We start from the raw sequence: 26,879 nt of genomic DNA, 5'->3' as shown, positions 1-26,879 counted from the left end.
TCCCGGCGCGGCGTCCGGGACGGCCATGACCGGGGCCCTTTGGAAGGGCCGGCGGCTTGCTGCAGTCAGCGCACCGGGGGCGGCGGTGTCATCGGTCCCGGCGGCGGCGGATCGGCCACCCATATCGCGATCCCGCTGGCGTACTTCTGCCGCGGACTGATGTCCACACCGACGCCGGCAGCCGAGAACGAGCGGCCACCGCCGCGGCCCAGGCCGCCGCCGACGCTGACGCCGCCGCTACGCTCGCCATCGGCGGTGCCCTGGAACAGCACACCGTTGGCGCCGAGCTTGGCCGCTTCATTGCGCAGCTTCTGCAATACCGAGTCGGTCTTGTTCTGCTCGCCGTAGGTCAGCGCGCCGCTGCTGGTGTTGAGGATCGCGATCTCCTCGTAATGCCCCGGCGGCGGCCCGTGGTAGATCCGGACCTGGGCCGGATCGATCGGCGCGCGCGGCGTGCCGGTGAGGACGTGGGAGCTGGCGCAGCCGGCAATCGCCGCCACGGCCAGCAGGAGCGACAGGATGCGAACGATGCGCATGGCGGTGCCTCGACTCGTGATGCCCAGATGGGCGCCGGCCGATCATCGCCCGCCCGACCTGAAGCCGGCGTGGATGCGCGGGCTCAGCCGCCCTGGCCGAGCCGGGCGCGGTCCACCGGATGGCGCTGCCCGCGGCCGCGGGTCAGCCCATCGCGCCGTTGATGCCGATCACCTGGCCGTTGATGTAGCCGGCCGCGTCCGAGCACAGGAAGCCGACCAGCGCGGCGACCTCGTCGGGCGTGCCCGCGCGTCCCGCTGGCACGATCTGCTTGACCATCTCCTCGGGAAACGCGTCCTGGGCCATGCTGCCGGCGATCACGCCGGGCGCGACCACGTTGACGGCGATGCCGCGGCTGGCCATCTCGCGCGACAGCGATCTGGAGGCACCGTGCAGCGCCGCCTTCGCCGCCGCGTAGTTGGTCTGGCCGCGATTGCCGAGTACGGCCGCCACCGACGAGACGCTGACGATGCGTCCCCAGCGCTTGCGCGCCATCGGCAGCAGCAGGGGCTGGGTCACGTGGAAGAAGCCGTGCAGCGAGACGTCGATCACCCGCTTCCACTGCGCTTCGGACATGCCCGCCATCGGCGCGTCGTCGTGGATGCCGGCGTTGTTGACCACGATCTGGATCGCGCCGGCCTCGAGCAGCGTCTCGAGCGCGTGGCGCGTGGCCTCGCCGTCGACGACATCGAAGACCACGGCCTCGGCGCTGCCGCCGGCCGCGACGATCGCGTCGACGACCGCCTGCGCCCGCGCGCGGTTGCCGTTGGCATGGACGATCACGTGATGGCCATCGGCCGCGAGACGCCGGCAGATCGCCCCGCCGAGGTCGCCGCTGCCGCCGGTGACGAGTGCGCGCTTGCTGGAAGTGTTCATGGGGCGATTCTAGCCTCGCCTTCGTGATGCGCTGAAGCGGACGTCGCGGCGGCACTGCCCTCCGCAACGTCCGCATGCGCCCCTCACGTGCCCAGCATCACCGCCGCGCGGCCCTCGGCCAGCAGCACGCCGTCGCACGCGATGCGGAACGCGTACTGCTGGCTGTCGTCGGACTCGACCAGGACCTCGGCCACGCATTCCAGGTCACCGGCCAGGTCGTCGATGCGGGCGACGTGCAGCTGCACGCCGCGCAGCGCGACCAACATGCCCGGCCGCACCCGACCACCCGCCTGGCGCGCGCGCAGGCCGCCGTGGACCGCCATCGCCTGCGCGCCGTACTCGCACAGGTGCAGCGCGCGCAGTCGGCCGTCGCTGCGCAGCGGATGGTCGGGGTCGCGATGGCCGGCGCTGCGCAGCGTCACGCTGGCCGCGTCCCAGGCCACGACCCTGTCCCACAGGCACATCGCGCCCTGGTGCGGAATCATCGACATGATCGCGTCGCGGTCGATACCGGTCATACGGTCGGCGCCTGTTCCGAGCGTGCGGCCTCGATCGCGCCGCGGTGGCGTGCGACCAGCAACGACAGCACGAAATTGAAGACCACGCCGAGCGCGACCGTGCTACCGATCGCGCGCAGCACCGGGATCGACGACAGGCCCAGCAGACTGAACACCAGCAGGGTCATCAGGGTGCAGACCACGATCGCGTGCAGCGTGCGGATCTGGTCGTCGCGGTCGTCGCCGGCATGCTCGAAGAACAGCGCGTAGTCCAGGCCCAGGCCCGCGGCGAGGATCAGCGCGACCAGGTGGAACAGTGTCAGTTCGACGCCGGCCAGGCGCAGCACCGCGATCACGACCAGCAGCGTCAGCAGCGTCGGCAACAGCACCCGCCAGACGCGGCGCGGGCTGCGCAGCGCGATCCACACCGTGGCGATCAGCAACACCAGCGCCACCGCCATCGCGGCCACGACACGGCCGCGGTACTCGACCACCAGCGATTCGGACGCGGCCTTCATGTCCAGCAGGCGCAGATCGACGCCGGGACTGCGCGCCTGCGCGACCAGCGCCTCGAGATCGGACGGGGCGTCGAGCCCGCTGAGCGAGACCAGCGCGGTGCTGCGGCCGTCGCGCTCGAGCAGCAGACCCGAGACCGCGGTCGCGAGCGGCGAGCCGTCCAGGTCCTCGCGGGTCAGCGGCGGCGCGGTCCTGGCGCGGGCGACATCGCCGACGAAGGGCTCGAAGGCGTCGTCGTTGAACGGCGAGCCAGCGAGCGCATCGGCCAGCATCGCGCGCAGCGCCGCGGTGTCGGGCAGCGCGGCCTGACGGGCACGCTGGACCTCGGCACTGGGCAGATAGCGCGCGGCCATGTCGTAGCTGTCGAGCCGCCCATTGGCGACCAGCGCATCGAGGGCGGGGCGCAGCGCCGCGGTCGCCGCGAGCGCCGCGTCGCGCTCGCGCGCCTGCGCGACCAAGACATAACGCACGTCGGGCGCGCCCAGCTCGGCGCGCAGTTCGGCATCGCGCTGCATCGACGCCGCATCGACCGGGGTCAGCTTGGACAGGTCGTTCTGCCAGACCTCGCCCGGCGCGAATGCGATCGCCAGGCCGGACACCAGCGCGAGGACGGCCAGCGACCACTTCGGCCGCGGCAGCGTCTCGATCCAGTGCCAGAGCCGTTGCAACCGCGCCGAGGCGGCGATGTCGGGCGGCGACGGGTCGACCAGCCCCGGCAGCAGGTAGCGTGTGGCGAGCGCGGCCACCACCAGCGCCGCGATCGTGAACACCGCCAATTGGCGCAGGCCATCGACCCCGGAGAACAGGAACGTCGCGTAGGCGATGCAGGTGGCGATCACGCCGGTCGACAGCGCCGGCCACAGGCCGCGCACGTTGCGCCACGGCGACAGACCGGCGCGTTGGTGGCTGAAGAAGTGGATCGGATAGTCCTGCACGACGCCGATCAGGGTGAAGCCGAAGGCGATCGTGATGCCGTGCACGCCGCCGGGAAACAGCAGCGCGACCGCAGTCAACCCGGCGATGCCGGCGCTCGCCAGCGGCAGCACGCCCAGCAGCGGCATCTTCCAGCTGCGATAGGCGATCAGCAGCAGCACGATCAGGCCCAGCGTGTCGACCAGGCCGATGCGTCGCGCCTCGGTCTGGGTTCGGCTGCCGATGTCGACCGAAAACGCGCCTGGACCGACGACTTCGAGCGTGGCCGCGCTGCCGCGCGCCTGCTCGGCGAAGGTCTTGCGGATCGTGCCGACGGCATCGAGCTGGCCGGTCGGGTCGAAGCCGGCCGCGCGGGTCTCCACCAGCAACAGCGCGTGGGTACCGGCGCGGTCGAACCAGACCTCGTGCAGCCGCTGCGGGGCGCCGGCCGGTTGCCAGGCCTCGGCCAGCGCCAGGACCTCGAGTGTGGGGTCGGCGGGCAGCAGCGGCTCGACGAGCCCGGCGGCCGGTGAACCGAGATCCTGCAGCCGCGCATCGAGCGCATCGCGCAAGGTGTCGGCATCCAGCGGCGCCGCGTCGAAGGAGTCGGTCAGCAGGTAGCGGTAGGGCAGCAGGCGCTGGGGAAAGGCCTCAAGCCCCGCCTCGCCCCCGTTGGTCACCAGCGTGAAGCGCGCATCGCTGGCCAGCGCGTCGTGCAGCGCGCGCGACCGTGCGGCCAGTGCCTCGGGCGCCTCGCCCGAGATCGCCAGCATCAGCAGCCGCGAGCCCGGCCCGTCGCCGAGCTCGTCGATCAGCAGCCGCTGCTCGGGCGTGCGTGCATCGGGCAGGAAGCGACGCAGGTCGCCGCTGAACTCCAGCGCCTGCCCGGCCACCCAGCTCAACGCGCCCAGCGCCAGCAACCAGGCGACGGCCAGACCCAACCGCAGGCGCGGCCGCTGCAGCAGCCGTTGGCGAAATCCCGGGCCCCTGCTCAACGCGGCACGTCGTGGCACAGCCGACGCGCGGCCTCAGGCGATTCGATCGCCGCGGCATCGGCCGCGGCCCCGCCCAGCAGCGTCGGTTGGGGGTCGCCTTGCTTGGGCCGCGTCTCGATGCAGCGCAGCTCGGCATCGCGGCCACGCAGCACGATCGCGGTCAGTCGGCTCGCGGCGCGCGGATCGCGCGGCGTCAGGCGCAAGGTCCAGTCCGCGGGCACGCCGTCGGCCTCGAGCGCATACAGCGCCTCGAGCGCGGCCCGGTCGCCGGCAAGCAGCGCGCCGAAGCTGTCCTGCAGCGCCGCCAGCTCGGGCACACGCGCGAGCGAGAACGTCCGCGGCGCGCGCCCTTCGCGCGCGATGGTCGCCTCGCCGGCGCGGATCGTCGTGGTCTCTGCATACGGGCTGCGCACCTCGCGCACCAGAGTGCCGGCGTCGGGGCGGCGGTACTCGCCGACCAAGGCGAGCGGCCGCTTGAGCATCGAGGACGTGCGCAATTCGACGAACGGCGTCGCGCTCGGCCCGGACTGCGTCAGTCGCTGTAGGATCCAGTCGGCATCGACGCTGCGCGGCGCGGCGGCCGGCGGTGCCGGCACGCGATCGCGCGATTGGCCGGCGCGCAGCGGGGCATCAGCGGTCTGCGCCGCGCTCCATGCCGGAGCCAGACACAGCATCGTCAGCGCCAGGCAAGGCACCTGCCACCGACGTGCGGGCATCGCGTTTCCAGAAGTCATAGAAATTGAACCAGTTGTAGGGAGCGCTGCGGGCATGATGCTCCAGACGCGCAGCGTAACGGCGGATGAGCGCGGCCACGCCGCGCATGCGTTCGCGCCGCGGCAGATCGACACCTTCGCTGAAAGGCTCGAACACCAGGTCGTAGCGATTGCCGCCCCGGTACAGCCCGAAGGCCAGCATCACCGGCACCTTCAGCACCGAGGCGAGCAGCCAGGGCGCGACCGGGAAGGGCGCCGGCGCACCGAGGAACGGGACCTCGAGCGTGGCGCCGCCCTCCTGGCTGCGATCGACCAGCAGCGCGACCATTGCCCCTTGCGTCAGCGCGTCCTGGATCGCCAGCGCGACCGAGGGGCCATCGGCGCCGGCGTCGATCACGGTGGCGGCGACCTCGGGATTGAGCGCCTCGAGCAGCTCGGTCACCGCACGGCCGTGCGCGCGGTCGAGCACGACGCGGATCGGCGTGTCGGGGCGCTGGCGCGCGAGCACCCGCAGCACTTCGAAACTGCCCAGGTGCGAACCGAACAGCAGCACCCCGCGTCCGGCTTCGAGATGACGGTGCAGCGTCGGCAAGCCCTCGGTGCGCACGTCGAACCGGCGCGTGGACTCGCTGAGCAGGTAGATCCGGTCGAGGATCGTCGCGGCGAAGGTATGGATGTGGCGCGCGACCTCGCCCAGCGTTGCCGGACGGCCGAACACGCGTGAGAGATACCTGCGCGAGTCGCGCCGCTCCGCGCCCCGCCGCAGCAGGAAGTACAGCGTGATCGGATACAGCAGCGCACGGGCCGGCGTGCGCCCGCAGCATCGGCCGATGTTGCGGATCAGCGACAGCGCGAACCGTCCGCCGCCCTCGCGGCGGCGCTTCCACTCGCTGCTCATGCCGACGCCGGGCTCGCCGCGGCGATCTCGCCCGACGCCAGCACGGTCCCGTCGCGCTCGACCCGGAACCGCCAGCGCGGCGCTTGTCCTGCGATCGGCTCGAGTCGGATCGCCGCGGTCTGCTCGGGCAGCAACGGCTGCACGAACTTCACCTGCGGCAGGCGCAGCGCGCCCAGCGGGCCATGCAGCGCTTCGATCGCCGCGACCACGCGGTCGAGGATCACCACGCCCGGCACCACCGGCCGGCCGGGGAAGTGGCCGGGCAGGCACGGATGCGCCGCCTCGACGACGATGGCGCCAGTCGCCACCTCAGCGCTCCAGCATCGCGGCGACCGCGGTCTGGGCGTCGTGCGCGACCGCCTGGCGACCGGCCGCGCCGGTGCGGCCGGCGACCGCGATCGGCTGCCCGACCACGGCGCGCATCGGCCCGCGGCGCACACGGAAGAACCCCTGGACCGGCAACACCGCGCCGGTGCCGTGCAGCGCGATCGGCAGCACGTCGACGCCGGCGTCGATCGCGGCCTGGAACGAGCCGGACTTGAACTCGCCAAGCCGGCCGTCGCGCGAGCGCGTGCCCTCGGGAAACAGGCACAGCGTGTGGCCCGCCCCCAGCACCTGCGCGACTTGGCGGCGCAGCTGCGGGCCGGCACGGCGGTCGTCGCGGCTGATGAACAGCATGCCGGTCGCGCGGGCGTAGAGATTGAGGAACGGCACCCGGCGCATTTCCTCCTTGAGCAGGAAACGCAGCGGCACCGGCACCGCCATGAACAGCACGCAGATGTCGAGCAGCGACTCGTGGTTGGCGACCACCAGGTACGGCCGCGACCAGTCGACCGCATCGGCGCCTTCGACCGTCAGCCCGCCGGCCGGCCCGATCAGGCCCGGCGCCCAGCGCGTGCGCGCCATGTCGAGCGCCAACCCGCTGCGTCCGGTGACCGCCTGCAGGCACAGGGCCACGCTGATCCAACCCGCCGTCCAGAGCAGGGTGAACAGGAACTGGAGCGCATTCAACGCGAGCATCGGCAGGGCGGTGAAGGTCGCCGCTCCGGTCTCGGCGCGGGTCTGTCGGTATTCCATTGGGGCGCTAGGATACGGGGATCGCGCCCGGACTGCGCGTGCCCACCGGGTTCAGCGCAGCAGGTCGCGCCAGAACACCGGCCCGAGCCCCACGAGCTTGCGCAGGAAATCGGCGAAGCTGTGGTAGCGGCCCGGGAAGCGCCGCTTGCGGATCATGAACTCGAGCGCGAAGAAACCGCCGATGACCCCGTAGTTGAGCAGGTTGGCGAACCAGGACCACTGCTCGGGGGTGATCGGCCACGGCGAGGCGATCCCGAGGCGTTCGAGCAGTCCGCCCGGGCTGGCGATGAGCGCCAGTCCCAGGTTGGCCGCGGCCATCGCCACCAGCACCGCCGCCCAGGCCGCGGTCAGGCTGCGGGTGTAGCGCCGCAGGTCCGGTGCGATGTCCTGCGCATGCCCTCCCTCGATCCCGGCCACGATCCGGGTGATCAGCGGCTCGACGCCGGGACGCAGCGTCCGCGCGAAGATCCAGGCGATCGCCAGCACGAACACCACCGGCACCAGCAGCAGCGGCAACGCGGCCTGGCCGGCCTCGTACAGGGCGAACGCGCCCCAGCCGGCCAGCGGCAGCGCCACGAACGCCCACCGCCGTCGGTGCAGCAGCGGCTCGACCAGCAGCATCGCGATCAGCAGGCCCAGCGCGGCGAGCGCGCAGCCGTCGTGCTGCCACAGGCTGGCCAGATGGGCCAGGACCGCGTAGCCCAGGGCCAGCAGCAGTTGCAGCAGGGCGATCAAGTGGTGCGGTGCTGCTCGACGTGGGCCGACAGCGCCCGCAGCGAGGCGAAGATCCGGCGGTTCTCGTCGTTGTCCGAGCGCAGTTGGAACCCGTAGCGCTTGCTCACCGCCAGCGCCAGCTCCAGCGCGTCGATCGAGTCCAGGCCCAGCCCGGCGTTGAACAGCGGCGCTTCGGGATCGATGTCGCCGGGCTGCACGTCTTCCAGGTTCAGGCTTTCGACCAGCAATTGCGCGAGCGCGTGCTCGGCCTCGGTTTGTGCGGACATGCGATGTTCCATGGGTGGGCAGGTCGCCACGATCCGGCATCGGGCCGGGCCGCGCAAGCGCCCGATGCCGCCGCCCCGCGGCGCGGCGCGCCACCGGCCTTCCGCTATCATGCGCGCCTGCTCTCACCGACCGCTGTTTTCCCGGATGACCCCCGCCCCGACCGTCGCCACCGATGCTCCCGCTCTGCAGGCCGACGTGGTGATCATCGGCGGCGGACCAGCCGGCAGCACCGCGGCCGCTCTGCTCGCGCGCGCCGGCCATCAGGTGATCGTGCTGGAGAAGGATACCCATCCCCGGTTCCACATCGGCGAGTCGCTGTTGCCGATGAACATGCCGATCCTCGAGGAGTTGGGCGTGATCGACCAGGTTCGCGCGATCGGCGTGCACAAGGCCGGTGCGGACTTTCCGCTGCCCGGCCACGCCCGCAGCCACGTGTTCCGCTTCACCCGTGCGCTCACGCCCGGCCACGACACGGCCGTGCACGTGCGCCGCGACCAGTTCGACCAGTTGTTGTTCGAGCACGCGCGCACCTGCGGCGCCGACATGCGCGAGCGCACGCGTGTGGTGCATGTGGCGTTCGGCGCGAACGGCCGGCCCGAGCGGGTCGATACGATCAACGCCGACGGCCGCACGCTGCAGCTGCGGCCGCGCTACCTGATCGATGCCAGCGGCCGCGATACCGTCGTGGCGGCGCAGCGCCGGATCAAGCGCAAGAATCCGGTACACCAGTCGGCGGCATTGTTCAGCCATTTCCGCGGCGTGGCCCGCCAGCCCGGCATCGATGCCGGCAACATCACGATCGCACGCTTCGAGCATGGCTGGTTCTGGCTCATCCCGCTGCCCGACGATGTGATGAGCGTGGGCGCGGTGTGCTTTCCCCAATATCTGCGCCAGCGCAGCGCCGACGGCGGCCGCATCGACAACGAGACGCTGCTGATGCGCACGCTGGAAGCCAATCCGACAGTGCGTGCGCGCATGCACGGCGCCCAGCGCATCGCCCCGGTCCACGCCACCGGCAACTACTCGTATGCCGCCACGCGCATGGCCGGGCCGGGCTGGATCCTGATCGGCGATGCGTACGCGTTCGTCGATCCGATCTTCTCGTCGGGCGTGTTCCTGGCCATGGACAGCGCCCGGCAAGCGGCCGCGCTGGTCGATGCGTCGCTGCGCGCGCCGGCGCGCGAGGCCAGGCTGCAACGCGCGATGCAGGCCCGGCTCGATCGCGGCCTGCGGCACTTCACGTGGTTCATCTATCGCTTCAACACGCCGGTCATGCAGCGGCTGTTCTCGGCGCCCCGCAACGATCTGCAACTGGAGCAGGCGGTGATCTCGATGCTGGCAGGAGACGTTTTCGACAATGCGGCAGTACGCTGGCGCCTGTACGTGTTTCGCATGATCTACGCGCTCAATGCGATCGCGATCGCACCGCAGGCGCTGCGCGGCTGGCGCACGCGGCGTCGCCAGGCCCGCGTCGCCTTCCGCGGCGACACGCTGCACGGCGGCAATCCGTGAGCCGCCCCGCACCGGTGACACCGCAGCCGCTGCCGCGGTTGCGTGTGGAGTACGTGCACGGGCAGGACCCGGCGCAGTTGCTCGCCCAGCCCGACGTGCTCGCCGCGTTCGGGTTCGGCGACGACGCCCCCAGGATCGACGATCCGCGCTGGCTGCGCGTGCCGTTGCAGCCGCACGGCGCCGCGCCGATCGAGGTCTGGCACGCGCATGCGCCGGTGCGCAGCGGGCGCGACGGCGAGATCGCCTGGTCGAGCGACGGCGCGCTGCTGTTCGGCGCGATCGAGGTCGACGAGCCTGCCGGCCACACCGGCGAGGGCGATCACAGCGGTATCTTGCTGGCGGCCGAGCATGCCTACCGGCAGCTGACGCGGTTCGTCGAGGCCGGCGACCATCCGCACCTGCTGCGGATCTGGAACTACCTCGATGCGATCACGCTGGGCGACGGCGACACCGAGCGCTATCGCCAGTTCTGCATCGGCCGCGCCCGCGGCCTGGACGATTTCGACACCTCGCACCTGCCGGCCGCGACCGCGATCGGCCGCTGCGACGCGGCGCGCACGATCCAGATCTACTGGCTGGCCGCGCGCGCGCCCGGCACGCCGGTGGAAAATCCGCGTCAGGTCAGTGCCTATCGCTATCCGCGTCAGTACGGGCCGCAAGCGCCCAGCTTCGCGCGAGCGATGCTGCCACCGGAGGGCAGTCCGATGCCGTTGATGCTCTCGGGCACGGCCAGCATCGTCGGGCATGCCTCGCTGCACGAGGGCGAACTGCTGGCCCAGATCGACGAGACCTTCACCAATTTCGACGCGCTGATCGCCTCGGCGCGCGCGCGCCGCCCCGGCCTGCCCGGTGCCTTCGGCGCCGGCTCGCGGCTGAAGGTCTATGTGCGCGATGCCGAGGACCTGCCACTCGTGGCCGACGCCCTCGATGCCCGCTTCGGCGACGACGTGCCGCGGGTGCTGCTGCATGCGGCGATCTGCCGGCGCGAGCTGGCGGTGGAAATCGACGGCGTCCACGACCTGGGCTGACCGGCCCGTGCGCAGTGCAACCGCACCGCGCCCCTGCGACCCGGCGTCGCAGGGCCCGGCGCCGGTGGCGGCGTAGAATCGCCGGATGATCAGACTCGATACCCGCATGCGGCGGATGCGCCGCGACGATTTCTCGCGCCGGTTGATGCGCGAATCCACGCTCACCGCCGACGATCTGATCTACCCGGTCTTCGTGCACGAGAGCACCGGGCGCGCGGCGGTCCCGTCGATGCCCGGTGTCGAGCGTCTGTCGATCGACGAACTGCTGCGCGTGGCCGAGGTCGCGAGCGAACTGCGCGTACCCGCGCTGGCGCTGTTCCCGGTCACCGCGCCGGAGGCCAAGTCGCTCGACGCGGCCGCCGCCTGGGACGACGCGGGCCTGTGCCAGCGCGCGGTGCGTGCGCTCAAGGCACGCTTCCCCGATCTGGGCGTGATCACCGACGTCGCGCTCGACCCCTACACCACGCATGGCCAGGACGGCATCATCGACGAGGCCGGCTACGTGCTCAACGACGTGACCGTCGAGGCACTGGTGCGGCAGGCGCTGTCGCACGCGCATGCCGGCGCCGACATCGTCGCGCCCAGCGACATGATGGACGGACGCATTGGCGCGATCCGTGCCGCATTCGAGGCCGACGCCCACGTGCACGTGCGCATCCTCGCCTACGCCGCCAAGTACGCGAGCGCGTTCTACGGCCCGTTCCGTGATGCGGTCGGCTCGGCCGGCGCGCTGGGCAAGGCCGACAAGGCGACCTACCAGATGGACCCGGGCAACTCGGACGAAGCGATGCGCGAGATCGCGCAGGACCTCGACGAGGGCGCGGACATGGTGATGGTCAAGCCCGGGATGCCGTACCTGGACATCGTGCGCCGCGCCAAGACGGAGTTCGCGGTGCCGGTGTTCGCCTACCAGGTCAGCGGCGAGTACGCGATGCTCAAGGCGGCCGCCGCCAACGGTTGGCTCGACGAGCGCAAGTGCGCGCTCGAATCGCTGCTGGGCTTCAAGCGCGCGGGCGCCGACGGCGTGCTGACGTACTTCGCCCTCGACGCGGCCCGCTGGCTGCGCGAGGGCTGACCCCCGCGGGGCCGTTGCCGGTCTCCCCCGCGGACGGGGAATCGCGCCCTTCACGGGTGGAAGGCTGGGATCGGGGCGCTTTTCGGCGCGAGCTCCGTGCCCCCACCCGACGCGCTGCGCGCGCCGACCTCCCCCGCGCTGCGGGGTAGGTGACCTGCACGCTGTGCCGCTTCGCACCTTCCATCGTTGACGGGGCATTGCGCCCTTCACGGGCGGAAGGCTGGGATGGGGGCGCTTTCCGGCGCGAGTTCCGTGCCCCCCGCCCGACGCGCTGCGCGCGCCGACTTCCCCCGCGCTGCGGGGGAGGTGACCTGCACGCTGTGCCGCTTCGCACCCTCCACCGTTGACGGGGCATTGCGCCCTTCACGGGTGGAAGGCTGGGATGGGGGCGCTCTTCGGCGCGAGCTCCGTGCCCCCCGCCCGACGCGCTGCGCGCGTGCACCTCCCCCGCGCTGCGGGGGAGGTGGCAGGCGGCGGTGCTTCAGTTGGCCTGGCGGGCCACTGCGACCGGGAGCGTCAGCGCGGTGCGCTGCGGACCGAGCGCGCCGCCGACCGGCTCCAACGTGACCTCACCGAAGCGCCAGCTGCCGTTGGCCGGCAGGCTGCGCGCGTCGACCGTTATGCGCAGGCTGACGCTGGCACCGGCCGGCACCCGCAGCTGCGCCGGCATGGCCGTCGCCGTGACGCCGGCAACGCGCACCCGCCAGGTCGAGGCCTGGGCATGCGGATTGCGGAACGTGCGCACGAAGCTGCAGCGGGTCTGGCAGTTGCGGTTGGCCAGGCCCGGCTGGTTGAGATTGGCGACATCGCCGCCCTGCGCCGGGTTGGCCGCCAGATAGCGCGCACCGGTCTCGTGCATCAACAGACCGGCCTCGGCCGCGCGGTCGACGCGGATGCGGCCGCTGCCGCGATCGAACGGCGTGCCGGGCGTGACTTCGTCCTCGGTGTAGACCAGGGTCTTGGCGGTCAGCGCCAGCGCCGATTTGATCTCGGGCACCGACCAGTCCGGCCGCGCCTGGCGCAGCAGCGCGGCGGCGCCGGCGTGGTGCGGCGAGGCCATCGACGTGCCGTTCATCAGGCCCAGTGCGTTCTCGTACCCGGTGATGGTCTCACCGGCCACCGTGGCCAGGATCGACACGCCGGGCGCGACCACGTCGGGCTTGAGCAGGTTGAAGGTGCCGGCCGGCCCGCGCGAGCTGAAATCGCCGAGCGCGTCGGGCACATTGGGCGTGGCCAGCGGCGGGTAGCCGATGCCGGCGGTGGCGTTGGGCCGTGTTGCGGCGAAATCGCGCAGCGCGTTGCCCTCGGCCTGGGTCACCGAGAACACCGGCACGGTCGCGCCCGGCACCGACGGCACCAGGCCGCCCTCGGCGTTGTTGGCGATCAGCACCGCGACCGCGCCGGCCGCGGCCGCGTTGGCGGCCTTGTCGGAGAACGCGCAGCTGCCGCGGCGCACGACCGCGATCGCGTTCTGGAACGTACCCGCAGCGTAGGCGCTGCAACCGTCGGTGCCCCCGTCGATGCCGGCGCTGACCCGCAGGCGTGTCGTGCCGGGAATGCTCGCGGTGTGCGGCGTGCCGCCGGTGCCTTCGGTCAGCAGGATCAGCGACAGCGGCTCGGGCACCGGCGCCGGGCCCGTGACCTGCAACGCGGAGGCGAATGCGCCGCGGCCATGCTGGGCCGCGCCCGTCGAGGCGACCCAGGGTTCGAGGTGGCCCATGCTGTTGGCGGCCGGACCGCTGTTGCCGGCCGAGGCCGCGACATAGATGCCGGCCTCGCTCGCCGACAGGAACGCCAGCGAGACCGCCTCGCTCCACGGCTGGCCGCCGCCGCCGATCGAGTAGTTGATGACGTCGACGATGCCGTCGGCGAGCGCCTGCTCGACCGCGGCCACCGCCGAGACGTTGGGACACAGGCCCCGGCCATCCGACAGGCGCGTGTAGCAGATGTCGAAGGCGACGATGTTCGCGCGTGGCGCCACGCCGGAGATCGCACGCGAGTTACCGCTGAAGACCACGTTGCGACGGTTGCCGGCGACGGTGGAGGCCACGTGGCTGCCGTGGCTGTTGGTGTCGCCGAAGCCGGGTTCCTCGCGGATGCCCTCGCGGCCGCAGGTCAGCCCCGGGGCCTCGCACACGAAGTCGTAGCCGCCGATCAGCTTGTCGTTGCAGCGGCCGGCATCGATGCCGCCGGGCGCGCAAGTGCCCAGGTAGGTGCCGCTACCGAGCGGATTGATGTGGACGTAGCCGTCGACCGGGTCGACCGCCGAGAACGAGGGCGAACCGAAGTTGATGCCCGAATCGAGGATGCCGACCACGACGCCCTCGCCTTTCAGCGCGCCCAGGCCGCCGATCGCCCCGTTCCACAAAGCCGGTGCGCCGATCAGGCCGGGCCCGGTATCGGTATCGAGCGCGTACTCGCGGTAGGGCTCGACGAAGCGCACGTCGCTGCGCGCGGCGACCTTCGCCGCCTCGGCAGGCGCCAACTCGACGACGAGGCCGTTGATCGCATGCTGCATCCGGCGCTCGACCCTGAGCGACCGGCCCAGGTCCAGCGCGATGCCGCTTTCGACTTCGCGCTGGCGCCGCTGCAGATAGCCGACGTAGCTGCGCGCCGGGGCACTGCGCACGTCCAGGCGCTGGCCCTCGCGGCGCTTGGCCGGCGCCGCCAGCCCGGCGACGCCGCCGGAGTAGCCGGCCAGGGCCGGATCGTCCAGGACCACGATGTAGCGCCCCGGGCCTTGCGCGGCCGGCGCGGGCGATGCACCGCGCGGCGTGGCGGCAGAAGCGACCGGGGCCGTGCCCAGCAGCGCGCCCACGCCCTGACGGGCCGATTGCAGCGCCTGCCGGGCCGCGGGCTCGGCGCCGGGAATGACGGTACTTGCGGCGGCGACGGCGACGACGCCGAGCAGGACCGAAGCCCCGCCGAGTGTGCGGATACGTGACATGCGAAAGCTCCCCTTTTCAGATGACGGTGATTCACCGGTGACCTGCCCGGCGCGCACGGCATGGCTGCCGTCCCCGCCCGACCTTCTCGATGCCGCCGCGCCCCCCCTGGCTCGCTGCGTCCCCCTGCTTCCGCTTCCGTGTATACCGCGTCCGGGCCGTGGCCGCATCCTGCACTGCGGCCGATTCGCCCCGGCGCCCCCCATCAATGCCGATGGCATGCCCTAGACTCGTCGGGCGCCGGACCGGCGCGCTGCCTGCCCGAGTCGCCCGATGCCCAGCCCCCGCTACGCCGTGTTCGGCCATCCTGTCGCCCATTCGCTGTCGCCGCGGATCCATGCTGCGTTCGGGCAGCAGACCGGCATCGCGATCGACTACACCGCGATCGATGCCGCGCCTTCGGCCTTCGCCGAGGCGGTGACGGCCTTCGCGACATCGGGAGGCGCCGGCGCCAACGTCACGCTGCCGCTGAAAGAGGCGGCGTTCGCGCTGGCCGACACGCAGTCCGAACGCGCGCAACGCGTGGGCGCGGTCAATACGCTGGTGCGCCGCGGCGCGACCTGGCATGGCGACAACACCGACGGCGCGGGCCTGGTCCGCGACCTGACCGATCGCCACGGCCTCGACCTGCGCGGGCGCCGGACGTTGCTGATCGGCGCAGGCGGCGCGGCGCGCGGAGTCGCCGGGGCGCTGCTGGAGGCTGGCGTCGACGGCCTGACGATCGTCAACCGCACGCCCGAGCGCGCCGACGCCCTGGCCGATGCGCTCGGCGAGCCCGGGCGGGTGCATCCGCGCTATCTCGAACGCGTCGGCGAGTCGGGGGAGTTCGACCTGATCATCAACGCCACCTCCGCCGGACGCGACGGCAGCTTCCCGGCCTTGCCGCGCGCATTGGTGGGCATGCGCACCGCCGCGGTCGACCTCAATTACGGCGAAGCTTCGGTGCCATTCCTGGCCTGGGCGCGTGCCCACGGCGTGCGCGATGCGATCGACGGACTGGGCATGCTGGTCGAGCAGGCGGCCGAGAGCTTTTTGCTCTGGCACGGTGTGCGGCCGGAGACCGATCCGGTGTTCGCGGCGCTGCAGGCGCGCAACGTCGCGCTGGTCAGCGCGGACTAGAAGGCCATGACGATGGATGTCCATGCCCTGTTGATGTCGATGGTCCTGCAGTTGCCTGCGCGCGTGCCGCTGCTGATCGCGCTCGGTGTCGCGCTCGTACTGGTCCTGCGTCAACGCAACGTAGACCCACCGGCGGTGCGGCTGGCGGCCTGGGGGTTCGGCGTGATGTTGGCTGCCCAGTTGCTCGCGGCGGGCACCTATCCACTGGTGCAGGCCTATATCACCGTCGCCGCGCTGCCGTTCGCGGCGACGGGCCTGTTCTACGGCGTTGTCAGCGTCAGCCTGGCGATGATCGAGGCGGCCGGCCTGATCCTGCTGGCCCTGGCGGTCGTACGCCGGCGCCGCTGACGCCGCGCCATGGAGTGTCGTCCGGCTTGCGCGGCGTGCTGCATCGCGCCGTCGATCACCTCGCCGATCCCCGGCATGCCCGACGGCAAGCCAGCCGGCGTGGCGTGCGTGCAGCTCGACGAGTCGCTGCGCTGCCGGCTGTTCGGCCGCCCCGAACGGCCTGCGTTCTGCAGCTCGCTGCGCCCGGCCCAGGACATGTGTGGCGGGTCGCGGGACGCGGCGTTCGCACTGCTCGAGCATCTGGAGCGGGCGACCACACCGTGAACCGTCAGCGGTAGCGCGCCTCGAGCAGGTCGAGGTCGCGGACCAGCCGGCGGGCGATCTCGTCGGAGATCCGCCGATGACGGGCGAGGCTGTAGATGCATTCGCGCTCGGCCGCGACGGCCGCGATGCGCAACGCGCGCTCGGCGTCGTCGGCGCGGCGCAATTCCTCGGCATCGATGCCGCCGCCGGCCTCGCGGCGCAGCCGGTCCTGGTACAGCGCCATGACCCGGACCGCGGCGCTGGCGTAGAGGTCAGGGTCGGATTTGGCGCCAGGCAGCGCATGCTGCGCGCGCTCCACGGCCGCCACCGCGGCGACCGCGCCCTCGTGTCGGGCCAGGTCCATCTCGCGGTCGCCTTCGCCCTCGACCGGCACGGTGAGCCCGCGCAGCAGCCGCGGCAGCACCAGGCTGCCGAGCAGCAGGGAGATCAGGATCACCGCCGCTGCCAGGAAGATCGCCAGGTCGCGCGCCGGGAACGGCGTGCCGTCATACAGCGCCAGCGGCAGCGTCAGCACGCCCGCCAGCGTGATCGCGCCTCTCACGCCGGCCAGCGACATCGCCGCCACCAACCGCCATTCGGGCCACTGCCGCCGCGCGCCGTTGCGCGACAGCGCGATGCGCAACGTCACCCACACCCAGGCAAAACGCAGCGCGAACAGGCCGGCGTAGATCGCCAGCACGTAGACCACCAGCCACCACGGGGTGACGTGGCCGGCCTCGCGCACCGTGCTCACCGCGCGGTCGACGATCCACGGCAACTGCTCGCCCAGCAGCACGAAGATGATGCCGTTGAGCGAGAACTGCACCGTGTCCCAGACCGCGGCACGCTGCACCCGGGTCGTCGCCAGGGCGCGGCCGCTGAGCTCGACATAGCTCATCGTGATGCCGGCCGCGACCGCAGCGAGGATGCCCGATGCGCCGATCTGCTCGGCCAGCAGGTAGGCGCCGAACGGGGTGAGCAGGCTGATCAGGATCGGCGTACCCGCCTCCTCGCCGAACACGCGCGAGACCAGCGCATGCCCGCGGTTGATCGCGATGGTCAACGCCGCGCCGACCGCGACGCCGGCCAGCGCCAGCCACAGGAAGGTCAGCGAGGCGGAGAGCAGCGAGAAGCCGCCAGTCAGCGCCGCCGCCACCGCGAAGCGGAAGCACACCAGGCCCGAGGCGTCGTTGAGCAGCGACTCGCCCTCCAGGATGTGCATCACGCGCGAGGGAATCGGCGCACGCGCGGCGATCGACGACACCGCGACCGGATCGGTCGGCGACAGGATCGCGGCCAGCGCGAACGCCACCGCCAATGGCATCGCCGGGATCATCCAGTGGATCAGCAGGCCGGCGCCCAGCACCGTGAACACCACCAGCCCCAGCGCCAGCTGCAGGATCACGCCGCGGTCGCGGAACAGGCCGCTCTTGGGGATCCGCCAGCCATCGAGGAACAGCAGCGGGGGCAGGAAGAGCACGAAGAACAGATGCGGGTCGAGCGCGACGCCCCGCCCGAACACGCCGGCGATCGTCGCGCCCAGCGCGATCTGCACCACCGGCAGCGGCAGCGGCAGCCAGCGCTGCAGCACGCGGGTCAGGTAACCGCTCACGACGACGGCCAGCAGCATCACCAGGACGACTTCGATCGAATGCATGGGCGGTCGGCAGCACGCGGCGCAGGAGTCCACCACGATAACGCTGTCGGTCGATCACGGGGAGCGCATCGCGTGCGTGCCCGTGTCTCGATATAGCCCGCGTGCATGCACAGGCTGCGGGCAACCCGGCAGCTGGTCCGCTCAAGAACGCGCCTGCCTTGGAAAGCGTTGAAGCGCGACTTCGGTGCGCCGCGGATCGTCGGCCGGACGCCACGCGTCCCGCTCGCCCGAACAGAGGTCAAAAACCGGGGTCAGAGTGCAATTTCGCCTCGCGAAATTGCACTGTGACCCCGCGAATGAAGCCGTCGACGACATCGCCCAACGCTGCGAGCCCCTAGAATCGAACGTCCCCACACCGCTGTGCCCGACGATGACCAATCCGCTGCTCGACTTCTCCGGCCTGCCCCATTTCGACGCGATCGCACCGGCGCACGTGCAGCCGGCCATCGATGCGCTCGTCGCCGAGGCCGAGGCGGCGCTGGCGGTCGCGGGGCGGACCCAGCCGGTGGGCTGGGAGCAGGTCGTCGTCCCGCTCGAGGAGGCGACCGAACGGCTGGGGCGCGCCTGGAACCAGGTCTCGCATCTCAATGCCGTCGTCAACACGCCTGAGCTGCGCGCCGCCTACAACGCCGCGCTGCCGAAGGTCACCGCGTTCTTCAACGCCCTCGCACAGGACGAGGCGCTGTATGCCCAGTACCGGCGCCTGTCCGACGAGGCCGATGCGCTCGGGCTCGACCCGCTGCGCCGGCGGGTGATCGCTCATGCGCTGCGGGACTTCCGCCTCGGCGGTGCCGCGCTCGACGCCCAGGACAAGGCGCGGCTGGCGGCGGTCCGCCAAGAACTCGCCGCGCTGTCGGCGCAGTTCTCCGAACACGTGCTCGACGCGACCGACGCATTCTCGCTGCATGTCGACGATGTCGCGCGGCTCGCCGGCCTGCCTGAGGATGTCGTCGCCGCGGCGCGCGCGACCGCCGAGAAAGCCGGCCAGTCCGGCTGGACGCTCACGCTGCAGATGCCCTGCTACCTGCCGGTGCAGACCTACGCCGAGGATCGCGCGCTGCGCGAGACGCTGTACCGCGCCTACGGCCTGCGTGCGTCCGAAGCCGGGCCGGCGGCGCGCGACAACGGCCCGTTGATCGCCCGGATCCTGACGCTGCGCGCCGAGCAAGCCGCGTTGCTGGGCTTCGACGATTACGCCAGCCTGTCGCTGGCGACCAAGATGGCGGTTTCGCCGGGCGACGTGCTCGCCTTCCTGCACGACCTCGCGGCGCGCGCCCGCCCGCATGCCCAGCACGACCGCGATGCGCTCGAGGCGTTCGCGCGCGACACGCTGGGCCTGGACGCGTTGCAGCCCTGGGATGTCGCGTTCGCCGCCGAACGGCTGCTCCAGGCACGTTACGACTACTCGGCGCAGACGGTGAAGCAGTACTTCACGCAAGACCGCGTGCTTACCGGCCTGTTCGACCTGATCCACGCCCTCTACGGCCTGCGCGTCGCGCCCGACAGCGCCCCGATCTGGCACCCGGACGTGCGCTTCTACCGGCTGGTCGATGGCGACGGCACGCTGGTCGGGCAGTTCTATCTCGACCTGTACGCGCGCGAAGGCAAGCGCGGCGGCGCGTGGATGGACGATGGCCGCAACCGCCGCGCGAGTGGCGATCGCGTGCAGACGCCCCTGGTCTACCTGGTATGCAACTTCGGCCGCGGCGCCGATGGGCGCCCGGCGACGTTCACCCACGGCGAGGTGACCACGCTGTTCCATGAGATGGGCCACGGCCTGCACCAGTTGCTGACTGCAGTCGGCGAGTTGCCGATCGCCGGCATCAACGGCGTGGAGTGGGACGCGGTGGAACTGCCGAGCCAGTTCATGGAGAACTTCTGCTGGGAATGGCCGCGCGTCGAAGCGATGACCGCGCACGTGGAGACCGGCGCGCCGCTGCCGCGCGATCTGTTCGACCGCATGCTGGCCGCGCGCAACTTCCACAGCGGCCTGCAGACGCTGCGCCAGATCGAGTTCGCCCTGTTCGACATGCAATTGCACGCCGGCTTCGACCCTGCCCAGGACGACGCGCTGTCCTTGCTCGAGCGCGTGCGCGACGAGGTCGCGGTGCTGCGCACGCCGGCCTGGCACCGGTTCCCGCACCAGTTCGCGCACATCTTCGCCGGCGGCTATGCGGCGGGCTACTACAGCTACAAATGGGCGGAAGTCCTCAGCGCCGACGCCTACGCCGCGTTCGAGGAAACTCCGGATCAGCTGGCGCAGACCGGTGCGCGGTTCCGCGACGAGATCCTGGCGCGCGGCGGCAGCCGCGATGCGGCCGACAACTTCCGCGCCTTCCGCGGCCGCGACCCCGATATCGCGGCGCTGCTGCGGCACAGCGGCATGGCCGCCTGAGCCCCACGCCGGACGGTCGCACCGACTTGCGCTCGCACTGCGCCACCGTCACGCGGCCGTGCGACCATGCGCGCGGTTGACCTCTGGATCGCATCCATGCGCCTGCTCGTCCTGTTGTGCTCGCTCGCCATGCCCATCGTCGGCTGGCTGTCGCAGACCGGTGCATTCGGGCCCGACCAGGCCGCGGTGTCGGGACGCTACCCGACGCTGCTGGTCGCGGCGGGCTATGCGTTCTCGATCTGGGGCCTGATCTTTGTGCTCGACATCGCCTACGCCGCCTGGCAGGCGACCGGGGCGCGTCGTCACGATGCGCTGCTGGCACGCATCGCCCCGGTCGCCGCACTGGGGTTCGCGCTGACCACGATCTGGATGCCGTTGTTCTCGGCCGGTCAATTCATCGCCTGCGTGGCGGTGATCGTCGGCGCACTCGCTTGCCTGGCCTGGTGCGCGGTCCAGCTGTCGGACGGCAATGCCGCGCGCGGCCGGCGCATCGCCTGGTTGGCGTTGTCGCTGCACGCGGGTTGGTTGTCGCTGGCCGCCTTCCTCAACGTCGCGCAGACGATCGTGGCCTACCAATGGCTGTCGCCCTCGCGCATGCTCGGCTGGAGCCTGGCGTTGTGGGCGATTGCGGCGGCGCTGCTGCTCGCGCTCAACGCCCGCATGCGCGGCAACCCGGCCTATGCGGCGGTCGCGCTGTGGGGCCTGTTCGCGGTGTGGATCAAGCAGACGGACTGGCCGCTGGCCGGGGCGACGACATCGGCTTGGGTGGCGCTGGGCATCGCGACGCTGCTGGTGATCCAGACCGTCGTGCTGCGGCTGCGGCAGCGCACCGCCTGACTGGGTCTCAGGCGCCTGTTCACGCTCTGCAGGGGATCGGCGCGGCATCGTAGACGCCCCCGTTCCCAGGAGCCCGTCATGTCCTGCCGCCTGCTTGCCGCCGCGCTCGGCGTGGCGATCCTGCCTGCTGTCGCGACCGCGCAGGTCAGCACCAGTGCACTGGAGCCGGTGGGCGAACCGCCAGCGCTGTCGTCGCAGACAGGACGCCAGACCGGGGTGGTGACCTACGACCGCGCCGATGGCCAGCAGGTGATCATCCGCTCCTACGAGCCGCGTCCGGCGACGACGAGCCCCTACCGGGTCGATTTCGCCGCGCTCGATGCCGATGGCGACGGCTACATCAGCCGCGCCGAGGCGCGCGCCCACCCCACGCTGTCGGCCGAGTTCGACGCGGTGGACAGCAATCGCGACGGTCGCCTCAGCCGCGAGGAACTCGCAGGCTGGCTGCGCTAGCCTAGTCGGCCGGCCGTCGTGGCCGGTACCGGAGACCACGCGTGACCCATCCCGATCCGACCCACCGGGCCGAGCCCGTATCGCGTACGCCGATGTTGATCGGCGCGGTGTTCGTGCTGCTGGGCGGCATCTTCATCGGAGCGTTGAGCACGACGGTCATGCTGCGCACGAGCATCGGCTCGGCTGGCGACCTCAAGGCGCGCGAGGCGATCCGCCTGCAGGGGCTGCTGGTCGCCGACGACGGACGGCTGGACCCGGCGCAGACCGCCGAGCGCGCAACCGCCGCTTTCGCGCACAGCTTCGTGGTCAGCGCGGCGGCGCTCGATGCGGTCGCCTCGCTCGATGATCGCCAACGCATGCTCGACATCGCCCGGTGGCTGGTCGAGACCGACGCGCTGGCCGACCGACACGATGCCGTTTCTCGGTGGGCCCAGGCCGCGGCGCACTGCCTGGTCGCGACCCCCGAACAACCGCGCACTGCCGCCAACTGCGTCCGCGACGCGATGCCCAACGACGTGCCGCGTCCCGACCGCGGCGACTGATCCGCATGACCGCGCGATGCGCGCCTGTCGTTGCCGTTCGCGCACGACGCCAGCTTTGCGGTTAGGAAAACGCCCGGCCTGTGCCGGGCGTTGGTCGCACGTGCAACGTTGCGCAGCGATCAGTCGCGCGACTGGCTGATGACGCGTCCGTCCTGCGGATCGAGCCTGAGATCGACACGCTGGCCCTCGCGGGTATCGGCCTCGGCTTCCCACAGACCGTCGTCGAACTTCACGTCCTCGATCTTGGTGAAGCCGGCGGCGGTGAGCTTGGCGCGGATATCGGCCTCGCCCAGCGTCGTTGCGCCGGCATTGTCGGGATACACGCGACCGGTGGCCGGATCCAGGCGGACGTCGATCTTGCGCCCGTTGGCGTCCTTGACGTCGGCCTTCCACAGGCCGTCCTTGAACTCGAGATCGGTCACGTCGGTATAGCCGCCGTCGGTCAGCGCGGCGCGGACCTGGGCGCTGGTCATCGCGTCCTGCGCCAGGGCAGCACCGGCGGTCAGGGACAGGGCGAGCGCCAGGCCGCGGATCAGGGTCGTCTTCATCGAAAGGCTCCTGCGTAGGGGTCGGCCGAGTCTTCTTTGAGCTGCGCGAAGCAGCGGTGAACGACGGTCGCCGATGGCGGGCGCGGTTCATCGACACGGCGGCGACCGAAACGGCCGCCGCATCGACGGGAGAGCGGATCGGGATGCACCGACATGAAGCCCTGGGCCGGGCTACACGCCCCCCCGCACCTTGCCGCCAGCGGCGAAACACGGGACGAACGGCAGGAGGACTATCCTCGCCGCCGGCCTCCACGCACCGCCGCCCTCATGACGTCGAGCGATATCCAAGTCCTCCTCATCGCCCTTGCCAGCGTCGTCGTGCTGGTGCTCCTGATCGTGGCGCGGCCCCGGCTCCATCCCCTGCTGGCGCTCCTGCTGGTGTCGTTCGGCGCGGGCCTGGCCACCGGCATGCCACTGGACGCCCTGGTGCATGCCGTGAGCAACGGTGCCGGCAAGACGCTCGGCGCCGTCGGCCTGGTGGTGGCGCTGGGCGCCATGTTGGGCAAGGTGCTCGCGCAGGCGGGCGTGACGGACACGCTGGCCAATGCCATCCTGCGGCGTGCCTCGCCGCGCGTGCTGCCCTGGGCGATGGCAGGCGTGGCCTTCATCATCGGAATCCCGATGTTCTTCGAAGTCGGGCTGGTGATCCTGCTGCCGCTGATCTTCGGCGTGGCCCGCAAGCTCGAGTCGCACGGCGGGAATCGCGGTTCGGCCTATGTGTATGTGGGGGTGCCGGTAATCGCGGCGCTGGCCGCGATGCACGGCATGGTGCCGCCGCATCCCGGGCCGCTGACCGCAATCGCCACCCTGGGCACCAGCGTGGGGGCGACCATGCTCTACGGCTTCATCGCCGCGATCCCGGCCATCGTCCTGGCGGGACCGGTCTACGGCATGTTCATCGCGCCGCGCATGTCGGTGCGGCCCGACGCCGCCCTGCTCGATCACGATGCCGCAGCCGCAGACGACACGGCGCCGGCGCGGCACGCACCGCCGGGACTGGGGCTTGGCATCGTCGTGGCGCTGGCACCCGCGCTGCTCATGCTGTGCCACGCAGTGGCGGAAGTGCTGCTCCCCGAGGGTTCGACCGTGCTGCACGTGGCGGCCTTCGTCGGCCATCCGATCGTCGCCATGCTGCTGGGCGTGGGGCTGGCCATGGTGGTCCTGCGGCCGGGCGCGCCTGCGGCAGTGCGCACAGCGCTGGGCGAGAGCGTCAAGCCGGTGGCCGGCGTGCTGCTGATCATCGCGGGCGGGGGGGCCTTCCAGCAGGTGCTGACCGATGCACGGGTCGGCGATGCGATCGTGCACATGAGTCAGCAGCTGGCCCTGTCGCCGCTGCTGCTGGGCTGGCTGATCGCGATGCTGCTGTCGGTCTCCACCGGCTCGGCCACCGTGGGCGTGGTCGGCGCGGCAGGGCTGCTGGCGCCGCTGGGCGCGGCCGAGCCTACGCTCAACCTGCCACTGCTGGCGCTGTCCATCGGCTGCGGTTCGCTGTTCTTCAACTATGCCAACCACGCGGGCTTCTGGTTGGTGAAGGAGTCCTTCGGCATGAGCATGGGCGAGGCGACGAAGACCATTTCGGTGGTGCAGTCGATCGTGTCGCTGGTCGGGCTGTGCATGGTGCTGCTGATGAATCTGCTGCCGCCGTTGGTCTGACACGACGCCACGACCGGTTGCGAGATCGCGCACGGACCGCGGTGAGGCCGAAACGATCGAACGGCCAAGCCGGAAGCTCCATTTTCCCTGAGCCGATTCGGCCTGTGTCGGTGGTGCGCCGCGCTATTGAGAGATCAGAGCAACAGCGTGTCGCGCAAACGCCGCAGCACCGGCTCGAGTCCGTCCACCGGCACCGACCCCAGTGCCAGCCGTAGCGCGTGCGGTGCATGACGGCCGGTCGCGTACGCCTCGGCTTTGGAGACGGCGATGCCGCGCTCGGCCAGCGCCTCGGTGGCACCATCCATGCGCAGGTCCTCGGGCAGGCGCAGCCACAGGAACGGCGATGCAGGATGCGCGCGCACGTCGAGGCTGGCGAGCGCATCGGCCGCGATCGCCTGGCGTCGGCGCGCATCGTGGCGCAAGACGATCTCCTGCTGCGCGACCGTGCCGTCGGCAATCCAGCGCGTCGCCATCGCGGTCACCAGACTCGGCAGGCTCCAGTGGCTGGCCCGGATCACGGCCTTGACCCGGACCGCGCAGGCTTGCGGCACGACGACGTAGCCGAAGCGCAGACCGCTGGCCACGCTCTTGGACAGGCTGGCGATGTGGAACGTGCGTTCGGGCGCCAACGTCGCCAGCGCGACCGGTGCCGGGTCCGCCAGCCAGGCATAGGCCGCAGCGCGCGGCTGCGCGCACATGCCTGGGCCGAACATCGCGGCCGAACGATCGCGCACGACCGCTGCGACATCCAACGCGAGGACGGCAAGGTCGTCGCGCGCATGGCCAGCAAGGTCATGACGCTGCGCGGCGAGCACGCCCAGGGCTGCTGAGGCGACCGCCCGCACGAGGCCGCGCCGACATCAGCCCGCCGTCAGCAGGCGCAGGTCGTCGACGAATCCGGCATAGGCCTGGGCCTGCGCGACAGGATCGCCCTGGCGCAGCACCCACGACGGATGCACGGTGGCGAAGGCGCGCACGCCGTCCTCGCGTGTGCGCCACAGCCCGCGCTCCTCGGTCAGCCGCACGCCCGGCCCAAACACCGCGCGCGCGGCCGTCGCGCCCAGGCAGACGATACGCTCGGGCCGCACCTGCGCGATCTCGGCGCGCAGCCAGCCGTTACAGGCCTCGACGTGGGCGACATCTGGGCGTCGATGCAGCCGCCGCTTGCCGCGCGGCTCGAACCGGAAATGCTTGACTGCATTGGTCAGGTAGAGCGAGCCGCGGTCGATGCCCAGCTCATCGAGCGCGCGCGAAAACACCCGCCCCGCGGGCCCGACGAACGGCCGGCCCGACAGATCCTCTTCGTCGCCCGGCTGCTCGCCGACGATCATCGTGCGGGCATCGCTCGGCCCTTCGCCGAACACCACCTGCGTCGCCGGTTGCCACAACGGACACCGCCGGCAGTCGCGCGCGGCCTCGCGCAGCGCGTCCACGCCATCGGGCGTTGGGGCGGGCGACGCGGGCACGGCCGGGATGCGCCGACGGGGCGCCTGATGTTCGCGCTCGGCCATCTCACGCACGCGCACGCCCGCCTCGCGCACCAGCCCCGGCAGCAATGCGGTCTCGGGCAGGTGCTTCCAGTACTTCTGCGGCATCTCGGCGCGCATCATCGTGGTGTTGAGCCGGGCCGGATTGAAGATGTTGGCGTAGTAGGTCCGCCACAGGTCTTCGCGCGCGTCCTCGGCCGGCGCATCGGCGCGCGTGCCGCCCGGCGCGAACGCCAACGTGCGGCCGTCCCACAGCGCGCTGCGGTATGGCGTCACGATCGCCCAGCGCATGCCGGCGAAGCGGCGCGCGAAGAACGGCGCGACCCGATCGACGATCCAGTGGTCGGGCTCGAACCAGGCGACGTATTCCTCGTCGGCGCCAGGGACGGCGCGGAAGCGCACGAAGGCCTTCATCTTGTGGGTATCACGGCGCACGGCCTGGGCCATCGTGCGTGCGCGGTGCACGTCGGGGTCGGCCGCGCGCAGCAGCAACGCGCGCTCGCCCTGCGCGATGCGCCAGAGCATGCGATAGAGCAGGCCGTGGCGGTCATCGGCGCGATGGCAGAGCACGGCATCGGCGAGACTCAGGAACTCGGACGGCACCCGCGGCGCGCTGTGTTGCGGCGGCAGCGCGGCGAGGTCGAGGCCGCCCAGCAACGATCCCTGCGCACCCCCGTTCCAGTCGAGCTGCTCGGGCGGCAGACCGGCGCGCAGCGCGGCACGCGCTGCGCTTCGCCAGGCACTGGCGTCCCAGGGCGGATCGACCGTCGCGGTCACGCGTGTGTGGCTGGACAACGACGTCGTCGTCATCGCATTCTCGCCCGTGCGCCGCGATGCGCTTGTCGCCTTCCCCCGCTGACGGGGGAAGGCCGGGATGGGGGCACGCCCACGACACACTGCGATCGGTCCGAGCGCCCCCACCCAACCCTCCCCCGTACACGGGGGAGGGCGGCACAGGCGCGTTCGCCGCCACGATGCGCTTGTCGCCTTCCCCTGCTGGCGGGGGAAGGCCAGGAT

The 26,879-nt window shown here is 71.6% G+C and carries 26 protein-coding genes; 11 read left to right on the top strand and 15 right to left on the bottom strand.

Annotated features, from left to right (window positions below; translation table 11 throughout):
* Positions 1 to 65: 65 nt before the first annotated feature.
* The 10 genes from ABE487_RS15425 to ABE487_RS15380 form a co-directional block, all read right to left on the bottom strand.
* Positions 66 to 536, bottom strand: coding sequence for a hypothetical protein (locus ABE487_RS15425; RefSeq protein ID WP_346444208.1), 471 nt, complete (start codon positions 534 to 536; stop codon positions 66 to 68).
* Between the two features lie 142 nt (positions 537 to 678).
* Positions 679 to 1,410 carry a 3-oxoacyl-ACP reductase FabG gene (gene fabG, locus ABE487_RS15420; protein WP_346451337.1) on the bottom strand — a complete coding sequence of 244 codons (732 nt, stop codon included), beginning with the start codon at positions 1,408 to 1,410 and terminating at the stop codon, positions 679 to 681.
* A gap of 83 nt (positions 1,411 to 1,493) precedes the next feature.
* Positions 1,494 to 1,928: a phosphotransferase gene (locus tag ABE487_RS15415; RefSeq protein WP_346444204.1), complete on the bottom strand. Its 435-nt coding sequence runs from the start codon at positions 1,926 to 1,928 to the stop codon at positions 1,494 to 1,496.
* Positions 1,925 to 4,330 (bottom strand): MMPL family transporter, encoded by a 2,406-nt coding sequence (locus ABE487_RS15410; RefSeq protein WP_346451335.1) that lies wholly within the window; start codon positions 4,328 to 4,330, stop codon positions 1,925 to 1,927. The genes ABE487_RS15415 and ABE487_RS15410 overlap by 4 nt, the downstream gene beginning before the upstream one ends.
* Entirely contained in the window at positions 4,327 to 5,004 is a 678-nt protein-coding gene (locus ABE487_RS15405) for a LolA-related protein (RefSeq protein ID WP_346447196.1), read from the bottom strand. The genes ABE487_RS15410 and ABE487_RS15405 overlap by 4 nt, the downstream gene beginning before the upstream one ends.
* A complete protein-coding gene (locus ABE487_RS15400; protein WP_346444199.1) occupies positions 4,961 to 5,941 on the bottom strand; it encodes an acyltransferase in 981 nt (326 codons plus the stop codon). Before ABE487_RS15400 ends, ABE487_RS15405 begins: the two co-directional genes overlap by 44 nt.
* The gene (locus ABE487_RS15395) at positions 5,938 to 6,249 is read right to left on the bottom strand and encodes a hypothetical protein (protein ID WP_346444197.1); all 312 of its coding nucleotides are present in this window, start codon (positions 6,247 to 6,249) and stop codon (positions 5,938 to 5,940) included. The genes ABE487_RS15400 and ABE487_RS15395 overlap by 4 nt, the downstream gene beginning before the upstream one ends.
* A 1-nt stretch (position 6,250) precedes the next feature.
* The gene (locus ABE487_RS15390) at positions 6,251 to 6,961 is read right to left on the bottom strand and encodes a lysophospholipid acyltransferase family protein (RefSeq protein ID WP_346444301.1); all 711 of its coding nucleotides are present in this window, start codon (positions 6,959 to 6,961) and stop codon (positions 6,251 to 6,253) included.
* Between the two features lie 108 nt (positions 6,962 to 7,069).
* Positions 7,070 to 7,753 (bottom strand): ketosynthase, encoded by a 684-nt coding sequence (locus tag ABE487_RS15385; protein ID WP_346451333.1) that lies wholly within the window; start codon positions 7,751 to 7,753, stop codon positions 7,070 to 7,072.
* Positions 7,750 to 8,019, bottom strand: a complete 270-nt coding sequence (locus ABE487_RS15380; protein ID WP_337243785.1) for a phosphopantetheine-binding protein — start codon at positions 8,017 to 8,019, stop codon at positions 7,750 to 7,752. The genes ABE487_RS15385 and ABE487_RS15380 overlap by 4 nt, the downstream gene beginning before the upstream one ends.
* 145 nt (positions 8,020 to 8,164) lie before the next feature.
* On the opposite strand from ABE487_RS15380, the gene ABE487_RS15375 reads away from it, so the two are divergent.
* The 3 genes from ABE487_RS15375 to hemB all read left to right on the top strand — a co-directional run bounded on the left by ABE487_RS15375 (position 8,165) and on the right by hemB (position 11,635).
* Complete coding sequence (locus ABE487_RS15375; protein ID WP_346451331.1) at positions 8,165 to 9,532, top strand: NAD(P)/FAD-dependent oxidoreductase; 1,368 nt, start codon at positions 8,165 to 8,167, stop codon at positions 9,530 to 9,532.
* The gene (locus ABE487_RS15370; RefSeq protein ID WP_346444192.1) at positions 9,529 to 10,560 is read left to right on the top strand and encodes a pteridine-dependent deoxygenase; all 1,032 of its coding nucleotides are present in this window, start codon (positions 9,529 to 9,531) and stop codon (positions 10,558 to 10,560) included. Before ABE487_RS15375 ends, ABE487_RS15370 begins: the two co-directional genes overlap by 4 nt.
* Before the next feature lie 85 nt (positions 10,561 to 10,645).
* Positions 10,646 to 11,635: a porphobilinogen synthase gene (gene hemB / locus ABE487_RS15365; RefSeq protein ID WP_346444190.1), complete on the top strand. Its 990-nt coding sequence runs from the start codon at positions 10,646 to 10,648 to the stop codon at positions 11,633 to 11,635.
* A gap of 481 nt (positions 11,636 to 12,116) precedes the next feature.
* Here hemB and ABE487_RS15360 read toward each other — a convergent pair whose 3' ends face one another.
* Positions 12,117 to 14,582 (bottom strand): S8 family serine peptidase, encoded by a 2,466-nt coding sequence (locus tag ABE487_RS15360; protein WP_346451330.1) that lies wholly within the window; start codon positions 14,580 to 14,582, stop codon positions 12,117 to 12,119.
* A gap of 271 nt (positions 14,583 to 14,853) precedes the next feature.
* Here ABE487_RS15360 and aroE point away from each other — a divergent pair, with 271 nt between their 5' ends.
* From aroE to ABE487_RS15345, 3 genes are read left to right on the top strand one after another with little or no spacing between them, the layout of a single operon-like run.
* On the top strand, positions 14,854 to 15,699 hold the full coding sequence (gene aroE / locus ABE487_RS15355) for a shikimate dehydrogenase (RefSeq protein WP_346444731.1): 846 nt from the start codon (positions 14,854 to 14,856) through the stop codon (positions 15,697 to 15,699).
* A gap of 12 nt (positions 15,700 to 15,711) precedes the next feature.
* Positions 15,712 to 16,047, top strand: a complete 336-nt coding sequence (locus tag ABE487_RS15350; RefSeq protein WP_346449637.1) for a hypothetical protein — start codon at positions 15,712 to 15,714, stop codon at positions 16,045 to 16,047.
* 9 nt (positions 16,048 to 16,056) lie between these two features.
* Entirely contained in the window at positions 16,057 to 16,311 is a 255-nt protein-coding gene (locus ABE487_RS15345; protein WP_346449638.1) for a YkgJ family cysteine cluster protein, read from the top strand.
* A 4-nt stretch (positions 16,312 to 16,315) separates the two neighbouring features.
* Here ABE487_RS15345 and ABE487_RS15340 read toward each other — a convergent pair whose 3' ends face one another.
* Positions 16,316 to 17,947, bottom strand: coding sequence for a Na+/H+ antiporter (locus ABE487_RS15340; protein ID WP_346449639.1), 1,632 nt, complete (start codon positions 17,945 to 17,947; stop codon positions 16,316 to 16,318).
* A 370-nt stretch (positions 17,948 to 18,317) separates the two neighbouring features.
* On the opposite strand from ABE487_RS15340, the gene ABE487_RS15335 reads away from it, so the two are divergent.
* The 4 genes from ABE487_RS15335 (at position 18,318) to ABE487_RS15320 (ending at position 22,174) form a co-directional block, all read left to right on the top strand.
* A complete protein-coding gene (locus tag ABE487_RS15335) occupies positions 18,318 to 20,342 on the top strand; it encodes a M3 family metallopeptidase (RefSeq protein WP_346451329.1) in 2,025 nt (674 codons plus the stop codon).
* Between the two features lie 96 nt (positions 20,343 to 20,438).
* Complete coding sequence (locus tag ABE487_RS15330; RefSeq protein ID WP_346451327.1) at positions 20,439 to 21,179, top strand: hypothetical protein; 741 nt, start codon at positions 20,439 to 20,441, stop codon at positions 21,177 to 21,179.
* 78 nt (positions 21,180 to 21,257) lie between these two features.
* Positions 21,258 to 21,632: a hypothetical protein gene (locus ABE487_RS15325; protein WP_346449643.1), complete on the top strand. Its 375-nt coding sequence runs from the start codon at positions 21,258 to 21,260 to the stop codon at positions 21,630 to 21,632.
* Between the two features lie 41 nt (positions 21,633 to 21,673).
* Positions 21,674 to 22,174 (top strand): hypothetical protein, encoded by a 501-nt coding sequence (locus tag ABE487_RS15320; RefSeq protein ID WP_346451326.1) that lies wholly within the window; start codon positions 21,674 to 21,676, stop codon positions 22,172 to 22,174.
* A gap of 119 nt (positions 22,175 to 22,293) precedes the next feature.
* Here the strand turns inward: ABE487_RS15320 and ABE487_RS15315 are convergent, their stop codons facing one another.
* Positions 22,294 to 22,722, bottom strand: coding sequence for a PepSY domain-containing protein (locus tag ABE487_RS15315; RefSeq protein ID WP_346444744.1), 429 nt, complete (start codon positions 22,720 to 22,722; stop codon positions 22,294 to 22,296).
* A gap of 267 nt (positions 22,723 to 22,989) precedes the next feature.
* Here ABE487_RS15315 and ABE487_RS15310 point away from each other — a divergent pair, with 267 nt between their 5' ends.
* Positions 22,990 to 24,375, top strand: a complete 1,386-nt coding sequence (locus ABE487_RS15310; RefSeq protein WP_346451325.1) for a gluconate:H+ symporter — start codon at positions 22,990 to 22,992, stop codon at positions 24,373 to 24,375.
* Between the two features lie 134 nt (positions 24,376 to 24,509).
* Here ABE487_RS15310 and ABE487_RS15305 read toward each other — a convergent pair whose 3' ends face one another.
* Together ABE487_RS15305 and ABE487_RS15300 are read right to left on the bottom strand one after the other, a co-directional pair.
* Entirely contained in the window at positions 24,510 to 25,109 is a 600-nt protein-coding gene (locus tag ABE487_RS15305) for an aminotransferase class I/II-fold pyridoxal phosphate-dependent enzyme (protein ID WP_346451323.1), read from the bottom strand.
* Between the two features lie 126 nt (positions 25,110 to 25,235).
* Positions 25,236 to 26,672 (bottom strand): UdgX family uracil-DNA binding protein, encoded by a 1,437-nt coding sequence (locus ABE487_RS15300; protein ID WP_346451322.1) that lies wholly within the window; start codon positions 26,670 to 26,672, stop codon positions 25,236 to 25,238.
* Positions 26,673 to 26,879: the final 207 nt, after the last annotated feature.

This window comes from Luteimonas sp. TWI596 (genome assembly GCF_039674105.1).
Taxonomy (GTDB): domain Bacteria; phylum Pseudomonadota; class Gammaproteobacteria; order Xanthomonadales; family Xanthomonadaceae; genus Luteimonas.
Note: the sequence above shows the minus strand (reverse complement) of the source record. Positions and strands in the feature narration are given on the sequence as shown.